Here is a 23208-nt window from a genome sequence, read left to right as displayed (position 1 = left end):
GCCGCCGGGAGAATGCAGACCCGGAGCGCCTCCGCGCCCGCCGTCGCCGGACGGCTCTCATCGTCTCGGGTGTGCTCGTCCTGCTCCTCGCTGCCGTCGCCTGGATCGGTGTTCGCGCGTTCCTCGCGAAGGGGGAATTAGAGGCCGCAGTGCCCCTCGCCCAGCAGGTCCGGGAGCAGGTCCTCGCCGGAGACGCTCCTGCCGCAGGGAAGACCGCTCGAGAACTGGCCTCGCATGCCCGTGAAGCCGCGGCGCTGACGAGCGACCCCATCTGGCGCGCTGCGGAGATCGTGCCCTGGATCGGACCCAACCTCTCGGCCGTGCGCAACCTCGCCGGTGCGACCGATGAGGTCGCCGTCGGAGCCATCTCGCCGCTCGTCAACCTCTCCGGTTCCCTCCGCCCCGACCTCTTCAAGCCGGTCGATGGAGCGGTGCCGCTGCAGCCGATGATCGACGCGCAGCAGGACGTCCGTTCCGCCGACGACGCTCTGGAGGGCGCCGCCCAGCGAGTCCGCGGCATCGACCAGTCCTCCCTCATCAGCCAGGTGTCGGCCGCCGTCGACCAGCTCGGTCCGGTGCTCACGGAGACCGCGGACACCGTGGATGCAGCACGTCGCGCGATCGACCTCCTCCCGGCGATGCTCGGGGCCAATGGTCCGCGGAACTATCTCGTCCTGTTCCAGAATCCTGCGGAGCCGCGGGCTGGTGGGGGGAACCCAGGAGCCTTGGCCCTCATCGGCACTGACGGCGGCCGTATTTCACTCCTACAGCAGGCCACGTCAGGTGATTTCCCCCGCTTCCCGGAGCCGGTACTTCCGCTGACGACGGAGACTGCTGGCATCTACGGGAACATCACCGGGCGCTTCATCCAGGACGTCACGCTGACACCACGCTTCGACGTGTCGGCGGAGCTCGCGTCGGAAATGTGGTTCCAGCGGTTCGGGACGCGGGTCGACGGGGTACTCAGCATCGATCCCGTGGCTCTCGGATACCTTTTGGCGGCGACCGGCCCGATCGACCTGTCCTCAGGTGATCAGCTGACGGCCGAGAACGCGGCAGACCTGCTGCTGAATCAGGTGTACCAGCGTTACCCCGCTCAGGCCGATCAGGATGCGTTCTTCGCTGCTGCGTCCGCCGCCGTCTTCGACCGCATCTCGACCGGCAACTTCGACGCCACGAAACTGGTCGGAGCACTCGCTCAGGCCGGAGACGAACGGCGCGTGTTGGTCTGGAATGCCGCTGAGGAAGAGCAGGTGCTGCTCGCCGGCACCAGCTTGACCGACATGCTCCCGACGAAGGAGCAGCAGGCGGACGCCTTCGGCGTCTACATCAACGACGCCACCGGCAGCAAGATGGGCTACTACCTCGACGTGCAGACGGAGAGCGGCGTAGCACAGTGCAGCTCTGGAAGACAGGTCCTCGGATTGCGTCTGAAGATTACGAACACGGCTCCGGCCGATGCTGCGACGTCCTTGAGCGACTACATCACGGGTGCTGGGACCTACGGGGTCACCCCGGGGAACTTCAATTTCAAGGTTGCGGTCTACTCTCCGCCGGGATCCTTCACCGAGGGAATCCAGCGTGATGGCGCGGATCTTCCGGTGCAGCCGGCGCTCGACGGCGACTTCCCGTTGTCGCAGTTCCGCCTCGAACTCGCCCCCGGCGAGAGCACGACGATCGACCTCGCCGTCTCCACCTCCGGCGTGTCGAAGCAGCCATTTGTCGTCTCGACCCCCAAACTTCATCTTTTCGAAACACAACAACTGGCGCTTAGCTGCGAATTTGCCGTACAGTAATGCGTGTTGTCGGATTTGAACCGTTTTCGGGGGGCTTCGGATACGACGCAATATTCTTCGTCACGACGCGGCTGTTCGTGGCGGTAGCTACAGCTCTGTCAGTTACAGCACTGTCAACCGACCAGTCTCCAAGGGGAATCCACACATGCTCAAGAAAATCACCGCGGTCTTCGCGCTGGCCCTCGCCGGCCTCTTCATCGCTCCGGTCGCTGCGAACGCTTCGTACGTTCCCGGCGCCGACATCGTCGTCACCGGCGATGTCACCCCCGGCGGCACCTTCGTCGTCACCTTCACGGACGGCGCTTTCCAGCCGAACGAGGACGTCTCGCTCGCCCTGACCGGTGAGAACGCGACCGGCGCGACCCTCGCGGCCGTCAACACCAAGACGATCGTCAAGCCGGCTTCGGCCACCGGGTCAGTCTCGCTGACCGTCACCCTCCCGACCAACGCGACCGGCACCTACACGGTCACCGGCACCGGCCTCTCCTCGCAGATCATCGGCACCACCACCGTCACGGTGCGGGCTGCTGTTGCAGGCGGCGGCGCCGGTGCAGGCGGCCTCGCCGACACCGGTTTCAACACCCCGGCCTTCCTCGTGTGGGGCGCTGCTGGTGCAGTCGTCCTCGGCGCAGCTCTCATCGCGGTCCTCGTGATGATGCGTCGTCAGCGCGCCGGCCTCGCCGCGTAACAACCTCTCGGTCCACGGACCAACACAGAACGGCCGGTGCATCTGCACCGGCCGTTCTGTGTTGTCCGCATGCGGCCGTGAAGTTCGGAGGATGTCGAGCTTCCGTTCGGCACCACAGACGCCCGCACGAGGCGTCGCACGGGCGACGTCCGGTCTGCGATCGCAGGCCTCACGCGATCGCCTGAGACCTGGGTCCAGGGGCTATCGCGCGGCGGGCCAGAGATCGGCTGGGAACGATTCGAGCAGAGGGCGGCTGGACCAGGTGGTGATCGGGTCCCCCGAGGTAGCCAGCGCGGCGCTGAGGCTGTCTGTCACGGGGAACTGGTCTCGGCCGGTGCCGCGGTAGTAGTCCTCGTACTTGAACAATGGCTCGGTACTCGGCCGCATCAGGGTCGCAGGGATACCGAGGCTCTCGGCGACGATGACGCCGTGGAGGGACGAACCGACGACGCGCTCACTGCGAGCGATCCGCTCGAGCACGGTGAGCAGGGGAGCGGTCGGGTCGACCACGTCCGGGTGCTGTCGCCATCTCGGGAAGTCATGCAGATTCGGCACGATCGACAGAGCGTGTTGCTTCGCCCGCGCCCAGCCAGCGACCTCGCCGAACACCTCGGGCGTCAGCAGCCCCGGGTCACCGAACACCTCAGGCACGTCGATCCCGCGCTCGATCAGAGCTTTGCGGGTCAGCGGGCCTCGGACGGCTCGAACGTCGAGCGTCCGGAAACGGTACTCCTCGGGTGCGACCTTCCCGTTCATGCCGCTCCCCCAGACGACATCCCCCTCGGCTGCGAAGTGGATGATCGACCCGATGGCCACGAGTCGCTTCTGCGCTGAGCTCTTCTCGCTGTCTCTCGGCACTCGCTGGTCGACGAGTCGCGACACGAGCGCCGGCCCGAGGAGATCCCCGAAATTGTTCCGCCGTGGGCCGAACGGCAGGCGTCGGCCGATGCGCCCTGGCAGGAGCGGGCTTCGAGGGTTCCAATGGACGACATCGACGCCGCTGATGTTCTCGATGGTCATGTTTGTACCGCCTCAGCTGGTCGGATCAGAGATGTCCGGAGGATGTCGGTTCGATCCTGCGGCTTGGTCATACGCGTCAATGGGCTGCGACCGGCTGTCATGCCGAACGTCGGAATCGACCGGCGATCCGATTGACAATCGGACCGAGGATCTGCCGCAGCACGGTTCGGTTCGCTCGGCCCGCGAACCACCAGACGAGAGCGGCGTAGACCAGTGATCCGAGCACAGCCAACGGGACGGCGAAGGTCCAGAACGCGTGGTCCATCCTCGCCCATTCCGTCTGCTGGAGAAGTCCGACCGCGATCACGACTGGCACCATTGCGGCGACGCATCTGAAGACCTGGGCGAGGTAGGTGCCGATCGGAAGCCCGATGAGTCGGTGGAGAATACGGATGCGCACCGGCCAGGTGACGATCCGAGACCAGCGCGACAGAGCCACCCCGACGATTCCGAGCGGGAGGAGTGCGAACACGAGTGCGACTCCGACGATGTTCTGGAGGACGGCGACCCACAGGGCCACATCGGCTCGACCGATGGAGAGGAACGCGCTCCGATCGAAGTACATCACCGCGCCGAACGCCCAACCGCAGGCGAGGATCCACATCAATGGCGCGGTCTGTTCCCATCCAGGACCGAATGCGAATGGGACGATCTGTACGGCGAACACGGCGACCAACCCGAAGATCGGGACGCCGATCGCCGCCGAGGCGAAGGTCATCTGGAGGAAGATGCGGTTCAACCGCGGCAGGTCGTCCTGCACCTTGGAGAAGGTCGTCAGCGTGACGCGGGACATGACCGTGGTCACCAGCTCGATGAGGATCGTGCCGATGCGCTGCGCGAGGTAGTAGTAGCCGAGGACCTCGGTGCTGAAGAAAGCGCCGACGATGAGCTTGTCGATGTTCTGCTGCACCGCGTCGAGGAGACCGATCCCGATGATCCGCAGACCCATGGACCACATGGATCGCAGTGAGGCGAACGAGAACTCGAGGCTGGGGCGCCACGTCGTGGCCGTCCACAGGATGATGACCGAGGCCGCGCTCGTGACGAGGGTCTGCGCGACGAGCGCCCAGACGCCGCCGCCGCTGAAGGCGATGACGACCGCCACAGCGGCACCGCAGAGCGCGCCGCCGACCTGACGGATCGCAAGCGACTTGAAGCCGAATGACCGTTCGAGAAGCGCTGCAGGCACCTGCGCCAGAGACGAGACCGGGAGGCTCAGCCCGAGGACCCGGAGGACATCGACGAGCTCAGGTTCACCGAACAGGCCGGCGAGCAGCGGAGCCGAGAAGAAGAGAGCTGCATAGAGGATGACGCTGAGCGTCACCGACGTCCAGAACGCCGTCGAGGTGTCCTTCTCGCCGAGCTCCTTCTTCTGGACCAGGACGGTGACGAATCCCGACTCCACGAAGACCTGCAAGATCGCGATCACGACGGTCGCCATCGAGACGAGACCGAAGTCAGCCGGCGAGAGGAGGCGGGTGAGGACCGCGATGACCACCAAGGTCAGCACGCGCGAACTCCAGCGCTCCAAGATGATCCAACCGATGGACTGGGTCGCCTTCTTCCGAAGGCCGTCGCTCTCGCCCTGGCTCATCGCTGCATCGCGCGGGCCAGGCGGCGGAGCACCCGGCTAGCGAACCGTCTGATCTCATCGATCACTGCGACCGGTCCGAACGCCGACCACAACGTGGAGATGGTGCGACGCGACGGCTTGATACCGAAGTCGCGCTCCATCTGAGCATTCAGGGGACGGGCGACGCCGGACAGCGACTTCCCTGAGTGATTCTCGCCCGTGTCGACGTGGTAAACCGCTCCAGGATAGGGAAGGGGTTCGAGCATGTGTCCGTGCTCGCGGTACCACGTCTCCGCATTCCTGTGGGCCCCCATGATCTCTGAGAGCCGTTCGCCATATGCCTCGGCGATTTCGTCCTGGGAGGCGCGCTCGGTGAGCTGGGCCGGGACGCCGTACGCCGCGAAGGGAATGATGAAACAGGTGCCGCAGGTCCGGTTGAACTCCGGCTGCCTGATGTACGCGTTCCGCGCCCTCGAATACATCCAACCGTCGTGAATGACCCAGCCCGGGTGATCCGGCTGTCCTGCGACCGTCGCCGCGAGGCCTCGGTGGACGAAGTCGTCAGCGTCGAAGATCATCACGTGTGAGGGGTTGTACTGCGCTGCGGCGATGAGGCCGATCCCCAACTTCGTCCCCTTGTCCCAGACGAAGGGGGCTCGTGCCGTCTGCGCGCCGGTCGGGGGCGCAGGGGCAGGGAACTCGACCTGGACGAACACCGTTCGGGCAGGGAGCTCGAAGCTGGGTCGCCGGTTGCCGACGATGATGACGATGTACTCGTCTGACGTCTGCTGGGTGACAGAACGCAGGGTGTCTTCGAGGAGCTGCTCCACCCGCCCGTAGTCCACGGAGTTCTGCGGATGGCGCAATGTCGTGATGAACGCGAGCATCAGCGGCCTGTCAGCGACGCGACGAGGTCGCGAGCGACGGTGACGTCGGTGGCGTAATTGGCGGTTGAGAACTGCCCCGTGTAGTCGTCGAAGACCGCGCCGATCTTGCGGTAGTTATTGTCGAGCGCTACATGGTCGATCCCGAGCAACAGCGCGAGGACGTGTGCATGGAGACGGTCGACGACGACGAGATCTGCCGCGGCATACCATCGCAGAGCACCTGCGATGTTGATGTCGTTCAGTGCGGCGATCACGCGCTGCACGATCCACTGCGGAAGCACTGGGGTCCAGCCGAGTCGTCGTCTGACCTGGACGAGGAGCTGGTGTAGGCGCATCACGCGTCGGGCGGCGCCGTAGCGGACCGCCAACCATCCTTCACTGTGCCAATCGGTGCTCGTCACATCGACGCCCGTGCCCCAGCTCTCCCCGACATCATGCAGGCCGGAGGCCGCCTCCTTGTCCTGGCGGGCGATGATGAGGAGGTCCTTGCCACGGGCGGTCCGCTTCACGAGCGGCGGCTCGAAGCCGAGCGCCATGTCGTGGCAGTAGGTCGGCTTGAGGCTCGGGAGTTGTGCGGCGGCACGCTCCATCGACAAGGAGTCACGGAGAAGGAGCCTGAAGTCCGGATGGGCCCCGATGATCGCATCGGCCTGGGCGGCGCGCTCATCAGAGGTGAAGTAGATGGACTGCGAGAGTTGGACCAGTCGGTAATCCGGGAGGTCCTTGACGATCTGTTCGCGATGGTTCTGGTGGCCGGTCCACAGATCCCCGAAGTTGCCGCCGCCGTGAAGGAGGACCACTCCGGAGGGCATCGCACGTCGGAGGGCGGCAGGGTCGTAGCTCTTGATGTCAGCGACGTAGCGCAGTCGCAGGCCCATCCGGCGGAAATACGCCATCTCCCCGGCCCAGATGAGAGAGTCGCCGACATTCGTCTGGTTCGGTGCATCAAGCAGTGCAACATCGACGCCGGCGCCGATGGTCGCCCGGAGCACAGCCTCGGTCGCATCTCGGAGGCCCCGCAGATATACGGAATCAGTGTTGCTCTTCGGCACGCTTCCCTCTTTCTCGATGTCGTGACACCTCGAAGCGCGCCTGCGCTCGCCCGCACCCGTGCGGCCAAGCGGGATTCGCGAACGCTGCGATCAGGTGTCGGCAGTTCGACCCAGGTTCCGTCGTCGCCCAACGCGAATCATCCTACTGACAAGACATCGATTGTTGGATCAGCGGGCATGTCGCGGTGCGCTGGAAACACAGGACCGCCGTGTGCTGCTCCTGTCGAGAAGCGTTCCTCAGGTGATCGACCCTACGCGTCGTCGCTCGGGTGGTCGGGGTCCTCTTCCTGGTTGAAGTTCGAGGCGTCGGGGTCGTGGCCAACCGCGAGGCCGTCCTCGCTGTTGGGGATGGTCTGGTTCTCGCCCAAGCCGTCCGGCTTCGGCGTGCCCTCACTCGAGGTGCTGTCGGTGTCGTTCGTGTGGTTCGTCATGGGGAGAGATTAAGAGGTACGTCTGCGGAGACGGGCAGGGTTGACAGGATGCGCGGGTGCCCTTCGACAGGCTCAGGGACCGGACCCGACGGGCGGGCAGGACCTCGGCCGGCAGTCGATCGCTGCGGAAAACGGATAGCCGGGACATACCCCCTTCCGGGGGTCAAGGGGTCGGCAATACTCTTCGACCAGCCTGGGTCCGGCCGTCGGATCCTCCTGGGACCCGAAACGAGCATCATGACCATGAACATCGGCAAGAAGTCCGTCCCCACCCCCATCGCGATCTCCTTCTGGCTGTGGGTCGTCGTCGCCGTCCTCCTCGTCATCTCCGGCATCCTCACCGCCACCTCACCTGCTGAGCAGGCCGCGGCCACCCGCCTCAACCTGCCCGTGCCGACCGAGGTCATGACCATCTCCTCCGGCATCGGCTCGTTCATCGGCGCCGCACTCCACGTGCTCTTCGCCTGGTTCATGGCGCAAGGACGCAACTGGGCCCGCGTGATCCTCACGATCTTCGGCGTGCTGTCCGTCCTCGGCTCGATCGCCTCCATCTTCGTCGGCAACATCCTCGCGATCATCGTCGTCATCGTGACCATCGTCGCCGTCGTCGAGATGTACCTCCCGGCAGCGCGGGCGCACTTCTCCCGACCCGTCCGATGACCACCGGACAGACCGACCCGGCGCCGACCCCACGTCAGCGACGAGCCGAGGACCGGCGGGCCGCCGCCGTCCTGCCTTACACCCCACCGGACGGCAGCCGATGGGGAGCCGGCACCGCCCTCGTCGTACTCGTCATCACCCTGGCGCTCCTCGTCGTCCTGCGCGGTGCCCTCCCCGCCATCCTCGGCGACACCCAACTCGCCGACCTCCTCCTCTGGACCGTCTTCTACGGCGGCATCCTCATCGCCTTGGCCATCGTCTGCAAACGGTTCGGCACCGGATCCTGGATCACGGACTTCGGGCTGCAGTTCCGCTGGTTCGACGTCTTCATCGGCCTCGGCTCGGCGATCGGCATCCGGCTCGTCGCCGGCATGATCGACGGCTTCGTCATCACCCTCATGGGCGGAACACCGAAGTCGAACCTGGCACCCCCGGCACCCGAGATCGGGTGGGTGATCCTCAACTCGGTGATCGCCGTGGCCATCGTCGCCCCCATCTGCGAGGAGCTCCTCTTCCGCGGGCTGCTGCTCCGTGGCTTCCGGAACACCATCCTCCGCGGACGAGCGTCCGGTGCCGTCCGCGGTGGCGCGGGTGCGAGCCCGTCGACCTCGCGGCGCCGCGCCGCAGCCGTGGTGTCTGTCGGCGCGAGCGCGTTGCTGTTCGCCGCCGTCCACCTCTACGAGGGCTGGGGCAGCCCGATCACCATGGTGACCCTCGGCCTCACCATCCTCGTGCTCGGCGTCGTCAACGGCGTGTACGCCGCCACCACCAAGCGACTCGGCCCCGGCATCTGGACCCACATGTGGTTCAACGGCATGGCCGCCGCACTTGTGATCGCCGGGAGCGGCACGAGCTGAGCGATTGCGGTCCCTGAGGGGGTGCCCTTCGACAGGCTCAGGGACCGGGGGTGCGCCCTTCGACAGGCTCAGGGACCGGGGGTGCGCCCTTCGACGGGCTCAGGGACCAGGAGAGCGGGGCCCTTCGACGGGGTCAGGGACCGAGCCCTTCGACGGGCTCAGGGACCGGGGCCCTTCGACAGGCTCAGGGACCGAGGGTGTTCAGGGGACAATCGCGCAGTTGCCGCTCGTGCCCAGGGCGTTGGACGTCCCGTTCACCAGTCGGTAGGGCGACGACCAGCTCGTCGAGGGGAGCGTCAGCCGAGCACCGACGTAGACGTTGGACCCGAGGAGCCCGCCGAGCAACCCGAGGCTGAACGTCGACGTGACCGTGGTGGTCCCGCTGGTCGAGGTGGGCGTGATGACGGTGGGCGAGGTGAACGCCGCGCTCGACGAGTACGCGTAGTTGATGGTGTAGCCCGCGGGGATCGTGTACACGACCGTGTACGAGGACAGCAGCCCGACCACATTGGGGTTGAAGGTGCAGCTGGTGATCGCGGGTGACGGCACGGTGAACGCGGTGAAGCTTCCCGAGCCGAGCTCCACATCCGCCCAGGCCGCCTCGGTCTGCCCTGGGGCAGGCTGCGCCGCGAGGAGGAGGGCGGCGAGCCCGACGATGGACGCCAAGAGCCGCCGGCGCCTCACGAGCGGGCGCCGGGCCGAGCCCGCTCGCCAACGTCGATCCGTCACCGTCGTGTCAGCGCGCATCCCTCATCGACCGGCCTTCGCCAGACGAGACCGCTGGCGCAGCGCGCCGACCCAGGCGGCGATGAGCCCCAGGATGACGGCTCCGGCCGCAGCCCAGATGGCGAACTCGACGTTCGCGCCGGTGCGGGGGAGGGTGGTCATGGGGGAGGCCGACACGGAAACGTCATCACCGACCCCGTCGGCCATGAGTGTCAGGGCGACCGAGGCGTCGGTGGCCGGAGCGGCGGCGGGCATCCGCACGTCGAAGCGCACCCACCAGGCCTCGCTGCTGCGCATGGACAGGACGGCGCGCTCGACACCGTCCACCGGCACGGGCATCTCGTCGAACAGGTGGGTGGCCGTGCCGTCGCACCCGCTCGGCGTCCATCGGACGGAGCAGGCGTCGACCTCCATGACCAGGCCGAGTGCGGACGAACCGGATCCCACCATGGAGACGTCGATGGACCCGGGGGTCGCCTCCGGCTTCGTGTGGATGCCGACCTGCCAGGGCGTCGACAGGCCAGGGCCGAGGTTCTGCATCGCAGCCGGGTCGCCCACGGAGGTGAGGACGAGGGCCTCACCGGAGACGACGTCGACCTGCGGTTCCGCGTGCGCCGGAGCGGCGGCGGCGCCGAGGGCCAGGCCGGTCCCCAGGACGACGGCGACGGGTGCGGAACGGAGCGCTGCGTGCCGAGCGGGGCGACGGTTCGGATCCTCCGGAGTCTTCGCCGGGGTTCGCCGTCCACCGGTCCCGCCGGGCGGGTCGTTCCGTCCGGAACGTGGCCAGAACGCCCAGCCGACGAGCACCGAACAGGCGAGCGTCAGGCCGCCGAGGACCCACGGGTTGGAGAACCAGATGATGACGGCGGCAAGGCCGGGCACCGAGCCGAGGACGATCCTGACCGTGTCGACCCGGTAGGGCTCGGGATCCTCGGACAGGTTCGCGTCACCCTGCATCGTGATCAGGCGCTGCGATCCCGGTGCGCCGTCGCCACCGTCCGTCACCGAGGTGACCCGGTGGGTGACGGGGAGCTGCCCCGCGCGGTCCACCGTCACGACGTCGCCGACCCGGATGTCCGACGCCGGGATCTCCCGCACCAGGGCGAGCGAGCCGGTCGGGATGGTCGGGCTCATGGAACCCGTCTTGAACATGATGAGCGTGATGTTGAAGCAGGTGGCGAGGATCACGAGCACGATGCAGACCACGCCGCCGAGGGCCGCGAGGTTCAACAGGGTGCTCCCGACGACCGACGCCACCGAACGGCGGGGCCGCTGCCGTCCGGTGACGTCGATGGTGTCCGCGAGGGTCCGGGTCACGGTGCTCCGATCAGGAACTGGAGGTGCTGGTGAACTGCCACGTGACCGCTGCCGTCCCGCCCTGCGCCGAGGACGGGGCATTCGCCTTGACGCGCACGTCGAAGCAGAACCGCACCGTGGAAGCGGCCGCGGCCGAAAGCGCGCCGGAGGCCGTCGGTGTGGCCGTGCCGACGGCGAGCGTGGTCGTGTACGCGGGGACGGTCCCGGAGGTGAAGGCCGCCGCGTTGCAGGCGGTCGCGACAGGGGTCACGACCACGCGGTATTCGAGCTGCGGGAGGAGGGTCCCGGTCGCCGCCGAGGTGGAGGTGAGCGCCACGGTGCCGCCGATGTTCGTCGCCGCCGTGGTGCGGATGTCGATGGTCGCGTACTGCGAGAGCGACGGCGACATCGCGACCGCGTTGAACGCCAACGTGGCCGGGTTCGCCGCCTCATGTGCCGCCCACGTCGACGTCACGGTCTGCGACTCCACGGCGAAGGTGCTCGCCGCGAACGTCGCCGTTCCGAACTCATCGTCGCTCCAGGCCGCCAGGGTCAGCGAGGTGCCGACGCCGAGGACGAGTGCCGCGGCCAGCGCGGCCCGCGTGCGCGTGTACCGACCTCCGCGCCGAGGCGTCTCCGTGCGATGGTGCCGCCCGAGGGGAGGCGTGTGGCGTCCCATGATCCGCGACCGTCCCGCGACTACGGCAGCGGGGTGGTGGAGACGGCCGAGAACTCCCAGAGCACGGTGCCGCTCGGCGAAGCCTGGGGGAGTGTCGCCGACGGCGTGACCTCGAAGCAGAGGAAGACGGGTGTCGTCGCAGCTCCGAGCGTGAAGATGTCGGCGGCCGTACTCGTGGTCGTCGCGGCGTCCGTCACGAGCGCGTCACCGGCGGCGAAGCTCGTCGCGTCGCAGCCGAAGGTGTCGGTTTCCACGACGGAGTAGGTGAGGGAGGAGGCGATCGGAGCGGCGCTGGACGCGGTGATGTCCACCGTCGCCGCATACGTCGAGGCGGCGGTCAGCTGCACGGCGAAGCCGGCGTAGACGGGCTCCTCGGGAGCCAGGTTGTCGGCCTCGACCGCGAAGGTCAGGGGAGCGGCGGCATCGTCGGTCGGGTGCTCCGTGAACGCGGTGCCGTCGGTGCTGCCCTCGATGCTGAACGCACCACCGGCGAAGACGCCGGTCGCGAACTCCGAGTCGTTCCAGGCGGCCAGCGTGATCGCTGCACCGACACCGAGGACGAGTCCGCCCGCGAGGATCGCCTTGGCTCGTTTGCTGCGGAGGCCACGAGCGGGTGTGTCGGCGCCGGTCGCCGCTGGGGCTTCGGTGGTGGTGTCGATGGTCATGGAAGCCCCCTGGAGTCCGGCGATGGCACCTCGTGCCACCTGCTGATGTCTGGCACGGGGAGACGTCCTCCACGCATCTCTCGACACTCACAGGACGATAGGCAGGACGCCCAGGTGTTGTCACCAGTAGTGGGGTACTGGGATCCGCCGCCGCTACCGGGAAAACTGCGGAGCCGGAGTGCGTGGGCGCAACACCGCAGGCATCACGCCTCTCGCTGCACCGACTGGGCGACGATCCGCCCGAGGTCCCGCCGGCGTCCGGCACCGACCTTCGTCCGTGCCTGGAGCACGTGCGACTCCACCGTCCGCACACTGAGGAACAGTCGAGTCGCGATCTCCTGGTTGCTGAGCCCCTCGGCGATGAGTAGCCCCACCTCCAGCTCGCGACGCGTGAGGGAGCTCAGGTCGGCGGGATCCTCGCCCTCGCTGCTCCCGGTGTCGGTCGCGAGGTAGGCGAGCGGTGCGTGTGACGGTGGAGTCGCCGGGATCGACGGGACCGCGGCGGTGTCGTTCCGGAACGAGACGAAGAGCGGCGACGGCGACGCGACCGAGGCCTGGCCGAGCGCGACGTCCACCGGAGGCTTCGGTGCGGCGTCGGTCAGTTTCGCGGCCCGCTCGGCGCACCGGCGGGCGTGCTGCGGCCTGCCTTGCGCGGTGTGGAGCCGCTCGGCGAGCTGATGCGCGCCGATGGCCCGATGGCGTGCGCCCAACTGCTCGAGGGAGCAGGCCGCCTCCTCGGCTCGGCTGGCGTCGCCGGCCGCCCCGGCCTCGAGGAGGAGCAGCAATGCGCCCTGGAGCGGGGTGAGCTCGTCCGCCCGGGCGTCGGCGACCCACTCGAAGGCCTCCGCCGGCTCCGCACCCACCACCGAGGCGAGGCAGGCGGCGTAGATCCGTTCCGTGAGCGGCTTGGTGCAGGACTGGGCCATGCGATGCAGGTGGACCCGAGCTGCATCGACCCTGCCGTTCGACATCAGCAGACTGAAGTCGGCCGAGTCGGCCAAGTAGGACAGGGCCGTCGAGGAGTCGATCAACTGCTGATCCTCAGTGGCGCGACGCTCCATCGCCTCGTCCACATGACCGGTCTGGGCGAGTGCGCTGACCATGAGCAGGCCGAGCTGCGTGTGTACTTCCGGAGGCACGGTGGAGTCGAGCATCCGTTCGACGATCCGGAGGTCGGCCAACGCCCGTTCCGGTCGGCCGTCGAACAACGCCAACTGCGCGCCCAGGATCCCGACCACGCTCTGGTCGATGGTCGCCAAGCGGCCGGTGCCTCGTTCGGCCCGTTCGGCGAACTCGTCGACGTAGCGGGCGAAGCCGGCCCAGGACAGCCCCGCGAAGAGCCGGATGGTGCCCGCCGACAGCACGTACATCGCGCTGGCGTCCCGGATCGCGTGTGACAGCGGCCGCGACGAGCTGTACGGCACCGCCCGGTACACCGCGTCGCCCAGCTGGAACAGGTCGCGGAGTTCGGACGGCGTGGAGCGCATGCCGAGCCGGGTGAGGAGCGCGGCTGCCGCATACAGTCGCGAGGACTGCGCCGCCTCGGTGTCGCGCAGGACCTTCCAGAAGACCGCGTCGCTGTCGGTCGGACCCTGCTGGTGCTGGTCACGCCACGTCTCGATCATCAGGATCCGCTGCGAGAGGACGCGGCTGTCCTCCTCCTGATCGGTGAGGTGTTGCGCGCAGGTCCGGTCGCTCCACCGATCGAGAGTCGCCCGCCAGCTGAGGACCTCCGACTGCATCTCGTCATCGGTGGCCGCGGAGGGGTCCACCTCCAACACCCGCTGTGCGCCGACGACGTCACCCAGCATCGCGAGCGCTCGAGACCCTTGGAGCGCTGCGGCGACGGAGGGATGCAGCGCGGCGGAACGTTCGGCGAGCGACCGGGCGTCCTCGGCCAGCCCCGCCACGTTCGCGACGTGCGCCGCCTCGAGGAAGACGCGGGCTGTGATGAGTGAGGTGAGGCCCTCGTCATTGTGGTCGGCGGCCGTCGTCAGCCAGTAGCGACCGAGGATGAACGATTCGTTGGGGGTGAGGCGGCTGCCGGATCGCAGGTCGGAGATGAGGGTCCGCTGTACGCGGTCGTGGCGATGGAGACGACCGCTGTGCCGCCACTCCGCGAGCGCCGACCAGGCGTGCAGTTCGTCGGCGACGATCCGGTCCTGGCCCGTCCCGTCGTTCCGGGCGAGGCCGAGCCGCATCAGGGCGTGCAGCGGGTGTTCGCCGAGGAGGCGTACCGCTCGTGCGTAGGGGACGGTCCCGAGTTTCGCCAACATGACGAGCGCGTACCGCTCCTCGTCCTCGAGGCGTGCGAGCTGCGGTTCCGTCAGGTCGTGCACGCGGGGGGAGACCCCGGCGACGCCGAGGGAGAGGATGCTGCGGGGGAGGTAGAACTCCCCGCCCGTCTCGAGCGCGTCCTTCGTGAGTTCGTGGACGAGCCGCGGCGAACCGTTGCTGAGGCGGACGATCGCGGCCTTCGCCATGTCGTCGAGCACCGCGTCGTCGGCTGCCGCGTCGGCGAGCGCCGAGGCTTCGAAGCCGTCGAGGGCCGGGAGGTCGATGCGGGTGAGTGCGCCGCTGCGCCAGACGGCGAGGAGGCGGTGTGCTGCTTCATCGGGCCGCCCCTGCAGGCCGGTGCGCTCCTGTTCCAGGGTGACCAGGGCGACCTGGTCACGTGATCGCGCGAGATCGACGAGGTCGCTCAGGCTCGAGGGGTGCAGGTCCGCACCGTCGTCGATGATGAAGACGGCACCGCTTGGGGCCTCGCGCCACCCGCCGAGGGCGTTCGAGGCGTTGAGCGATGAGTCCGAGAGGCGGATGACGGAGCGCCCTTGCTCGTGCATCCGGCGACCGATGTGCTCCGCGACGTGCGTCTTGCCGTAGCCGTGCGGGCCGACCAGCAGGGTGCTGGCCCGATCGTCGATCAGGGTGGTGACGCGGGCGATGGCTGCGGCCCGGCTGCTCTGGGCGGCCGGCGCTCGGGTGGCGGCCTGGCGGAATTCGCCCGAGCGCCGAAGTGCCGCGCCGGCCGACCGGCTCCCGCCACCGAAGTGGTGTCCGCCGGCGCTCATGGGAGGACCTGCTCGCGCGAGATCGTCCACCGCTCATGCGGTCGTGCCGTCGCCAATAGTCCATCCATCGCAGCCCCCTCAAGCTCCGTCAGCTTCCGCCGGGATCCGCACCACTAGGGATGCTGCGAATCCTCCGTCGGACTGCCCCCATTATCCGTACTCCCTGAGCGGTTCAGGAGACCTAGCTGTGGGTTCTCAGTAGAAACTACGTACCTCACATGGGGGTTATCTCGTACCCCCGACCGAATCACCCGCGATCGGCGTGGTTGCTGGGCGAAATACGGGTTTCGATCCCTGCACTACCGGGGTTGGTGTCCCCCCGGTGGGGGACAGGTGCGCCCGGCTCTAGATTGGCCGGGATTGACGCCAGTCACGGGTCCGCTCGTGCACCGAAGAAAGGGTTCCACCGTGGGGGAACAGCAACGAAGCATCCTCGGCAGAGGCCGTGCGTGGAAGGTCGCGGCCATGGCCGTGATTGGCACGGTCATCGCCATGGGGTCGACGACGGCGGCCACAGCGGCCCCGACCGACGTCTCCGACGGCTTCGGCCGCTTCCTCGGCGGGCAGGCGGCCGGGGTCAACCTCGACGCCCTCGCGGCGGTCCCAGGAGCCCGGGCCGAGAACCCCAGCGGTGTCTACCCCGTCGCGGCGAACCCGCTGTCCGCAGAGGTGCTCAACACGCTCGGCGTTGACCTCGGGAGCTCGCTCCAGCTCTTCGGCACCAACGGGGTCATCGAGCTCGGCGCGGTCGCCCAGTACGGTGCTGCGGCCACGAACGGTGACGCCTACGCCGGATCCGGCGCGGTCACCGACCAGGGCGGCGTCTCCATCGGCGGGCCCGACGCTCCGCCCGCGGACGCCGACCTGGACCTCACCGGCCTGCTCGGCCGCGTCGGCACGCCCACCGGTGGTGTCCTCAGTGACCTCTCCCTCAGCCTGGGCGCCCTCGCCTCGACGATCTCGCAGACGGGCGGCGCCACGGCCGTCCCCGACTACCAGATCTCCGGTGCGACCCTCAACTTCACCAGCCCGCTCGTGCAGAACGTCGGCACGCAGGTGACGGGGCTCCTCCCGCCACTGCAGACCACGCTCAACGGCCTGACGTCGGCGCTCAACACGGCGCTGAACGCGAACCTCATCGGCGCCCTCCGAGTGAGCGCCACGGCGACCGTCACCCCGCCGAACCTCGCGACCGCGGTCAACACGATCCTCACCACGCAGGCGTCGCAGACCGCAGCGACCGGTGTCTCCGTCAACCTGCTCACGGGCGCCGTCACCGTCGACCTCGCGACCCTGCTCGCGAACGACCCCACGCTGCCGGACCTCAACGACCTTCCGCCGAACACCTCACTGCTGTCGGGGCCGATCGGGGCTGCGATCGCCGCTGCCATCACCTCGGCCGTCACCGCGCAGATCACCGCGGTGTCCGCCGGCCTGCAGACGCTCGTCAACAACACGCGCATCCAGGTCACCGGCAACGTCACCACCAACGTGGTCGTCACGCAGGTGCCCGTCATCTCGCTCTCGTTGGACTCGACGCTCGGCGCCGTCCAGAACGGCACCGCCGCGTTCACCTCCGCCGGCCTCCTGCCGAACGTGCTCAACCCGATCCTCGCCACCCTCGGGCTCACCCTCGACGGTGTCGTCAACCTCGTCCTGAATATCGTGAAGAACACCGTCGCCACCGCGTTCACCGGGCTCGGCACGGTGAACACGGGGCTGAACACCATCACCGGTGGTCTGGCCACGAACGTCGTCGGCCCGATCCTCAACATCGTGCGCCTCGTCGCGGACGTCACCGCGAACGTGCAACCGGCGACCGGTGACCTCGGGGCTGGATCGTCGACGGTCCGCGCCGTGCAGGTCTCCCTCGTCCCGGCGATCTCGCTCGCCACCGTCAACCTCGCGTCCTCCTCGGTGCGCGGCACGCTCGTCGTCTTCGACACGGCGATCACGGCGACGCCGGCGACCGTCAACCCGGGGCAGTCCACGCTCATCACCGGTTCCGGCTTCGCAGCGAACGAGCAGGTCACGCTCACCGCGCCCGGCTTCGACCCGGTCGTCACGACGGCGAACGCCGCCGGTGAGATCAGCCAGCCGGTCGCGATCCCCGCCGGGTTCACCCCGGCGACGGTGACGTTCACCGCCACGGGGGAGACCTCCGCCACCCCGGCCACCACCGACCTCGTCGTGGCACCGTTCGTCACGGCGATCACCGCGGACCCGGCCACGGTCGCCCCCGGCGGCAGCACGACGATCACCGGCACCGGCTTCCTGCCCGGTGAGTCGGTGTCCATCACCGTGCCCGGCGTCACCGACCCCGTCGTCACCACCGCCACGCCCACGGGCACGATCTCGACGAGCCTCACGTTCCCGGCCGCCTTCCCGCTCGGAGCGGTGACGGTCACGGCGACCGGCGCCTCCTCGGCCAGCCCGGCGACCACGACGGTCACCGTGGAGGCCACGCAGTACGTCACCGAGATCACCGTCGACCCGGCGAGCGTCCTCGCGGGCGGTACGACGACCGTCACCGGTTCGGGCTTCGCCGGGGGAGAGACGGTCACCGTCACCATCCCCGACGCCGACCCGGTGACCACCACGGCCACCGCCGACGGCGACATCGAGGTCGACCTCACGGTCCCCGCGGACTACCCGACCGGCTCGATCGTCGTCACCGCGGTCGGCGCGACCTCCGACACCCCGGCCACGACGAACCTCGCGGTCGCCTACGACACGTCGATCGTCGCCGTCCCCGACACCATCGCCGGTGGGACGACCACGATCATCAACGGTGCAGGTTTCGCCCCAGGTGAGGACGTCGTCGTGACGTTCCCCGGCCTCGACCCGATCACCGTCACGGCCACCGCGCTCGGCGCCATCGGCACCCCCATCGCGGTTCCGCAGGACTTCGCGGTCGGCGATGTCACGGTCACCGCGCTCGGCGCCGTGTCCGCGACCGAGGCGACCACCGTCGTCACCGTCACCGAGACGATCTACGACACCGACATCACGCTCGACCCGACGTCCCTCATCCCCGGCACCTCGACGACCGTCACCGGCTCCGGTTTCCTGCCGGGCGAGACGGTCACCGTCGGCTACCCGGGCGGCACCCCGGTCACCGTCGAGGCCGACGCCGACGGTGAGTTCACCGTCGAGCTCCCCATCCCCGCCGGCACCCCGGCCGGCACGCTCGTCGTCACCGCGACCGGCGAGACCTCGGCCACCCCGGCGACCGCCGACCTCGAGGTCCTGCCGTACGACACGGCCATCACCGCCGACCCCGCGACGCTGCTCCCCGGGAACGCCACCACGATCACCGGTACCGGCTTCGCCGCGGACGAGTCGGTCTCCGTCTCCTACCCGGGCGGCACGCCGGTCGTCGTGACGGCGGACGGCGACGGCGAATTCACCGCGGTGCTCCCGATCCCGTCCGGCACCCCGGCGGGCACGCTCACGGTCACCGCCACCGGCGCCGTCTCGGGTGTCCCGGCCACGACGGACCTCACCGTCGAGGCCTACGACACCGCGATCACGCTCGACCCGACGACCGTCGCACCCGGCGGCAGCACCGTCGTCACCGGCTCCGGCTTCGTGCCGCAGGAGACGGTCACCATCACCATCCCCGGCCTCGCCACCCCCGTGACCACCACCGCGAACGGCGACGGCGAGATCTCCGTCAGCGTCACCCTGCCGGGCGACTTCCCGCTCGGTGACGTGACGGTGACCGCCACCGGCGAGATCTCGGCCACCCCGGCCGCTGCGGACCTCGCGGTCGAGGCGACCACCTACGTCACGGCGATCACCGCCGACCCGACGACGGTCGTCGCCGGCGAGAGCGCGCTCGTCACCGGAACCGGCTTCGAACCGGACGAGACGGTCACCGTCTCGATCCCCGGTGCGGCAGCGGTCACCACGCAGGCGTCGGGGACCGGCACCATCTCGGTGCTCCTCCCGATCCCCGACGACTACGCCGAGGGAGCGGTCGTCGTGACCGCGCTCGGCGAGGTCTCCGAGACGCCCGCCACCACGAACATCGCGATCGACGTCGTCTACACCCCGGCGATCACCGCCGACCCGGCCACCGTGCCCGGCGGCACGAGCACCGTGATCTCGGGCACCGGGTTCGCCCCGACCGAGAGCGTCACCGTCACCTTCCCGGGCATCGACCCCGTCACGGTCACCTCGAACGCCGACGGCGAGATCGCGACCACCATCGCCGTCCCACAGGACTTCGCGGTCGGTCCCGTGACGGTCACGGCGCTCGGCGTCGTCTCGGCGACCGAGGCGACGACCACGGTCGACGTCACCGCCACCGTCTACGACACGGCGATCACCGCCGACCCGGACGCGCTCCTGGCCGGCGGCAGCACCACCGTCACCGGCACGGGCTTCCTGCCCGGCGAGTCGGTCAGCGTCTCGATCCCCGGCGGCACGCCCGTCGTGGTCGAGGCCGGCACCGACGGCGGCATCACGGCGATCCTGCCGATCCTCCCCGGCACGCCCGCCGGACCCGTCGTCGTCACCGCGGTCGGAGCCGTCTCGAACACGCCGGCCACCGCGACGGTGACGGTCCAGGCGTTCGACACCACGCTCACGGCGACCCCGTCCACGCTGAACCCCGGCGACTCGACGATCCTCTCGGGGAGCGGCTACGTCGCGAACGAATCGGTGACCATCTCGGCCCCCGGCTTCGACGACGTCGTCACCACCGCGAACGGCCTCGGTGAGATCAGCCAGGTCGTCGCGTTCCCGGCCGGGTTCGTGCCGGCCACCGTGGTCTTCACGGCCACGGGTGCCCTCTCGCTCACCCCGGCGCAGACGTCCGTGGTGGTCGAGGCCGTCGTCTACGACACGGCGATCACCGTCGACCCGACCACCGCAAACCCCGGCGGCACCACCACGGTCACGGGTACGGGCTTCGCACCGAACGAGACCGTCACGATCACGATCCCCGGCGGCGACCCCGTCACGGTGACGACGGACGGCGACGGCGACTTCACGCAGGAGGTCACCATCCCGGCCGGCACCCCGGCTGGGCCGATCACGATCACCGCGACCGGGGAGACCTCGAACACGCCGGCTGACGCCGACGTCACCGTGGAGGCGTACGAGACCGCGATCACCGCGGCCCCCACGTCGCTGCTCCCGGGCACCTCGACGACGATCACCGGCACCGGCTTCGCGCCGAACGAGTCGGTCTCCGTGTCGATCCCGGGCGGCACCCCGGTCGTCACGACGACGAACGGCACCGGTGGCTTCACCGTCGCGCTGCCGATCCCCTCGGGCACGGCCGCAGGTGACCTGGTCGTCACCGCGACCGGTGCTCTCTCCGCGACCGACGCCACGACCACCGTCACGGTGCTCGCCTACGAGACGGCGATCGCGCTGGATCCGGCGACGGTCGCCCCCGGTGGGAGCACCACCGTCACCGGCACCGGGTTCGCCGCGAACGAGAGCGTGAGCGTCACGGTCCCCGGCATCGTCGAACCCTTCCCGACCACGGCGAACGCCGACGGCGAGATCTCGGTGAGCGTCACGCTCCCCGCGGCCTTCCCGATCGGTGACGTGACGGTCACGGCGACGGGTGTGGTCTCGGCCACCCCGGCCACGGCCACCCTCGCGGTCGAGGCCACGGTCTACGTCACCGCGATCACGGCCGACCCGGCCACGGTCGTCGCCGGCTCGAGCACGCTCATCACCGGAACCGGCTTCGAGCCGGACGAGGACGTCACCGTCTCGATCCCGGGTGCCGACCCGGTCGCCACGCAGGCCTCCGGCACCGGCACCATCTCGGTGTCGCTGCCGGTGCCGGCCGACTACGCCGAGGGCGCGGTGGTCGTGACCGCACTCGGTGCGACGTCCGACACCCCGGCCACGACGAACCTCACGGTCGACGTGGTCTACACGCCGACGATCGACGCCGACCCGGCCACCGTCGCCGGTGGTACCTCGACGGTCATCACGGGTGCGGGCTTCGCGCCCACCGAGAGCGTCACGGTCACCTTCCCCGGGCTCGCCCCGGTGACGGTCACGTCGAACGCCGACGGTGAGATCACCACCTCGTTCGCGGTGCCGCAGGGCTTCGCGACCGGCCCGGTCACGGTCACTGCCCTCGGGGTCGTGTCCGCGACGGAGGCGACCACGACGGTCACGGTGGAGGCCACGGTCTACGACACGGCGATCACGCTCACGCCGGACACGCTCAACCCGGGTGAGAGCACGACGGTCACCGGTTCCGGCTTCCTGCCGGGCGAGTCGGTCAGTGTCTCGATCCCCGGCGGCGACCCCGTCGTGGTGACGGCGAACGGTGCAGGCGGCTTCACGGCCACCCTGCCGGTGCCGGCCGGAACGCCGGCCGGTCCGGTCACGGTGACCGCCGTCGGTGAGACCTCGGCGACGCCCGCGGACGCCGAGCTCACGGTGGAGGCGTACGCCACCGCGATCGTCGCGAACCCGAGCACGGTCACGGCCGGCGGGGCGACGCTCATCACCGGCAGCGGCTTCGCGGCCAACGAGTCGGTCACGGTCACGGTGCCCGGTGGTACCGCGGTCCCGGCGACGACGAACGGTGCCGGCGAGTTCTCGGTGGGTATCACCGTCCCGGCGGGAACCACCGCTGGTCCGCTGGTCGTGACGGCCGAGGGTGCGGTGTCGCAGACGCCCGCCGCCGCGACCATCACCGTGACGGCGATCGTGTTCACGCCGGTCATCACCGCCGATCCCGCCGCGCTCATCGCGGGCAACTCCACGGTCATCACGGGCTCGGGCTTCGCGGCCAACGAGTCGGCGACGGTGTCGATCCCGGGCGCTCCCGTTGTCACGCAGGTGACGAACGCGGGCGGCGGCTTCACGGCCACGCTGCCGGTGCCCGCCGGCTACGCCCTCGGTGACGTCACGGTGACGGCTCTCGGGGTCGCATCGGACGAGCCGGCGACGACGACCATCGAGGTCCTCGCTTACGACACCGCGATCACGGTCGACCCGTCCTCGGTGCTGCCGGGTGAGTCGGTCACGGTCGACGGGACGGGCTTCGCCGGGAACGAGACCGTCACGGTCTCCGTCCCGGGTGCGCCGCCAGTCACCGTGGTGACGAACGCGGACGGTTCCTTCACCGTCGAGCTGCCCATCCCCGACGACTTCACGCCGGGCCCGGTGACGGTCACCGCCGAGGGCGACGTCTCCGAGACGCCGGCCGAGGCCGACGTGACGATCGAGGACGGCGCGGTCGACGTGGACACCGACGCTGCGGCGGTCGATGTGGACGCTGCTGCGGACACGGATGCTGCCACCGACGTGGACGCTGCTGCGGACACGGATGCTGCAACGGATTTGGATGCCGCTGCTGACACCGATGGTGCCGCTGATGTTGACGCTGCTGCCGATGTGGATGCTGCTGCCGACACGGATGCTGCTGCGGACGTGGATGCTGCCGCCGACGTAGACGCCGCGGCCGATGTGGATGCCGCTGCTGACACCGACGCTGCTGCTGATGTGGATGCTGCGGCTGATGTGGACGCTGCTGCCGACACCGATGCTGCTGCCGACACGGACGCTGCTGCGGACCTCGACGCTGCTGCTGACGTGGATGCTGCCGCCGACGCCGATGCTGCGGCCGATGTGGACGCTGCGGCTGACACGGATGCTGCCGCTGACGTGGATGCTGCTGCCGACACCGACGCTGCGGCCGATGTGGACGCTGCTGCCGACACGGACGCTGCTGCGGACCTCGACGCTGCTGCTGACGTGGATGCCGCCGCTGACACCGATGCTGCTGCCGATGTGGATGCTGACGCTGACACGGATGCTG

Annotated in this window: 15 protein-coding genes; 5 read left to right on the top strand and 10 right to left on the bottom strand. The window is 69.2% G+C overall.

Translation table 11 applies throughout. The features are described from left to right. Positions 1-71: 71 nt before the first annotated feature. Positions 72-1796, top strand: coding sequence for a DUF4012 domain-containing protein (locus QRN27_RS17995; RefSeq protein WP_285043415.1), 1725 nt, complete (start codon positions 72-74; stop codon positions 1794-1796). Between the two features lie 145 nt (positions 1797-1941). Beyond that, positions 1942-2484, top strand: coding sequence for a hypothetical protein (locus QRN27_RS17990; protein ID WP_285043414.1), 543 nt, complete (start codon positions 1942-1944; stop codon positions 2482-2484). Between the two features lie 201 nt (positions 2485-2685). Here QRN27_RS17990 and QRN27_RS17985 read toward each other — a convergent pair whose 3' ends face one another. The 5 genes from QRN27_RS17985 to QRN27_RS17965 all read right to left on the bottom strand — a co-directional run bounded on the left by QRN27_RS17985 (position 2686) and on the right by QRN27_RS17965 (position 7447). Further along, a complete protein-coding gene (locus QRN27_RS17985) occupies positions 2686-3504 on the bottom strand; it encodes a polysaccharide pyruvyl transferase family protein (RefSeq protein WP_285043413.1) in 819 nt (272 codons plus the stop codon). Between the two features lie 97 nt (positions 3505-3601). After that, complete coding sequence (locus QRN27_RS17980) at positions 3602-5098, bottom strand: lipopolysaccharide biosynthesis protein (protein WP_285043412.1); 1497 nt, start codon at positions 5096-5098, stop codon at positions 3602-3604. Next, on the bottom strand, positions 5095-5964 hold the full coding sequence (locus tag QRN27_RS17975; RefSeq protein ID WP_285043410.1) for a hypothetical protein: 870 nt from the start codon (positions 5962-5964) through the stop codon (positions 5095-5097). Before QRN27_RS17975 ends, QRN27_RS17980 begins: the two co-directional genes overlap by 4 nt. Further along, positions 5964-7016, bottom strand: coding sequence for a polysaccharide pyruvyl transferase family protein (locus tag QRN27_RS17970; protein WP_285043408.1), 1053 nt, complete (start codon positions 7014-7016; stop codon positions 5964-5966). Before QRN27_RS17970 ends, QRN27_RS17975 begins: the two co-directional genes overlap by 1 nt. Before the next feature lie 251 nt (positions 7017-7267). Then, positions 7268-7447 carry a hypothetical protein gene (locus QRN27_RS17965; protein WP_056014419.1) on the bottom strand — a complete coding sequence of 60 codons (180 nt, stop codon included), beginning with the start codon at positions 7445-7447 and terminating at the stop codon, positions 7268-7270. Between the two features lie 237 nt (positions 7448-7684). On the opposite strand from QRN27_RS17965, the gene QRN27_RS17960 reads away from it, so the two are divergent. Beyond that, positions 7685-8107, top strand: coding sequence for a hypothetical protein (locus QRN27_RS17960; protein WP_285043407.1), 423 nt, complete (start codon positions 7685-7687; stop codon positions 8105-8107). Then, positions 8104-8964, top strand: coding sequence for a CPBP family glutamic-type intramembrane protease (locus QRN27_RS17955; protein ID WP_285043406.1), 861 nt, complete (start codon positions 8104-8106; stop codon positions 8962-8964). The genes QRN27_RS17960 and QRN27_RS17955 overlap by 4 nt, the downstream gene beginning before the upstream one ends. Before the next feature lie 201 nt (positions 8965-9165). Here QRN27_RS17955 and QRN27_RS17950 read toward each other — a convergent pair whose 3' ends face one another. The 5 genes from QRN27_RS17950 to QRN27_RS17930 form a co-directional block, all read right to left on the bottom strand. Further along, entirely contained in the window at positions 9166-9630 is a 465-nt protein-coding gene (locus QRN27_RS17950; RefSeq protein ID WP_285043405.1) for a hypothetical protein, read from the bottom strand. A gap of 84 nt (positions 9631-9714) precedes the next feature. Beyond that, positions 9715-11007: a signal peptidase I gene (locus QRN27_RS17945; protein ID WP_285043404.1), complete on the bottom strand. Its 1293-nt coding sequence runs from the start codon at positions 11005-11007 to the stop codon at positions 9715-9717. A gap of 10 nt (positions 11008-11017) precedes the next feature. Next, a complete protein-coding gene (locus QRN27_RS17940; RefSeq protein ID WP_285043403.1) occupies positions 11018-11665 on the bottom strand; it encodes a SipW-dependent-type signal peptide-containing protein in 648 nt (215 codons plus the stop codon). 20 nt (positions 11666-11685) lie between these two features. Then, positions 11686-12330, bottom strand: a complete 645-nt coding sequence (locus tag QRN27_RS17935) for a SipW-dependent-type signal peptide-containing protein (protein ID WP_285043402.1) — start codon at positions 12328-12330, stop codon at positions 11686-11688. Positions 12331-12533: 203 nt separating this feature from the next. After that, positions 12534-15401 (bottom strand): helix-turn-helix transcriptional regulator, encoded by a 2868-nt coding sequence (locus QRN27_RS17930; RefSeq protein ID WP_285043400.1) that lies wholly within the window; start codon positions 15399-15401, stop codon positions 12534-12536. A 465-nt stretch (positions 15402-15866) separates the two neighbouring features. Here QRN27_RS17930 and QRN27_RS17925 point away from each other — a divergent pair. Next, the coding region (locus QRN27_RS17925; protein ID WP_285043399.1) for a choice-of-anchor G family protein at positions 15867-23208 on the top strand (7342 nt) is incomplete at its 3' end.

The sequence above is a fragment of the Plantibacter sp. LMC-P-059a genome, from assembly GCF_030209505.1.
GTDB lineage: Bacteria > Actinomycetota > Actinomycetes > Actinomycetales > Microbacteriaceae > Plantibacter.
Note: the sequence above shows the minus strand (reverse complement) of the source record. Positions and strands in the feature narration are given on the sequence as shown.